Raw genomic sequence first — 665 nt, forward strand, 5'->3', positions numbered from 1 at the left:
ACCACTGCGCCACCATCCACCCGGAGCTGACCGAGGTGCTGCCCGAATTCGCCGACGGGCTGGCCGCGCAGTACTTCGTGGGCCACGGCGCCGAGTTCGGCGAAGACATCAAGGGCTTCACCGTGGACGGGTCCGAGGGCCTGGACCTGATCCCGGGCGTGGGCGAGGACCAGGACCGGCGCTACTACGCGATCACCATCAAGCCCACCGTGTTCGTGAACCTGGTCCCGGACCACGTGATCATCCACCGGATGTTCCCGCTGGCCGCCGACCACACCATCGTCGAGTGCGACTGGCTCTACCTGCCCTCCGTGGTCGAGTCCGGCAAGGACGTCACCGCCTCGGTCGAACTCTTCCACCGGGTCAACATGCAGGACTTCGACGCGTGCGAACGCTGCCAGCCGGGCATGGCCTCCAAGGCCTACGCCAAGGGCGGGGTCCTGGTCCCCAGCGAGCACCACATCCGCGCCTTCCACGACTGGGTCGAATCCAAGGTCGGCGACGTGCCGCTCTCCGGCGAACACCTGCTCGGCATCACCGCCGACACCCTCCCCCTGGAACAGCGCGCCGAAACCACCGTCGGCTAAGGCCGGCTCACCCGGCCGCCGGATACCCCATCCGCCGGCTGATCTCCAGCCCGGCCCGCTTGAGCGACCCAAGCAGGC

At 68.6% G+C, this 665-nt stretch carries 1 protein-coding gene; it reads left to right on the forward strand.

Going from position 1 to position 665, the window contains the following annotated elements; genetic code table 11:
• Positions 1 to 587, forward strand: a 587-nt coding sequence (locus tag ABD912_RS23155; protein WP_345154796.1) for an SRPBCC family protein, incomplete at its 5' end; no start/stop codon positions are given.
• Between the last annotated feature and the right edge of the window lie 78 nt (positions 588 to 665).

Source organism: Arthrobacter ginkgonis (assembly GCF_039540195.1).
GTDB classification, from domain to species: domain Bacteria; phylum Actinomycetota; class Actinomycetes; order Actinomycetales; family Micrococcaceae; genus Zafaria; species Zafaria ginkgonis.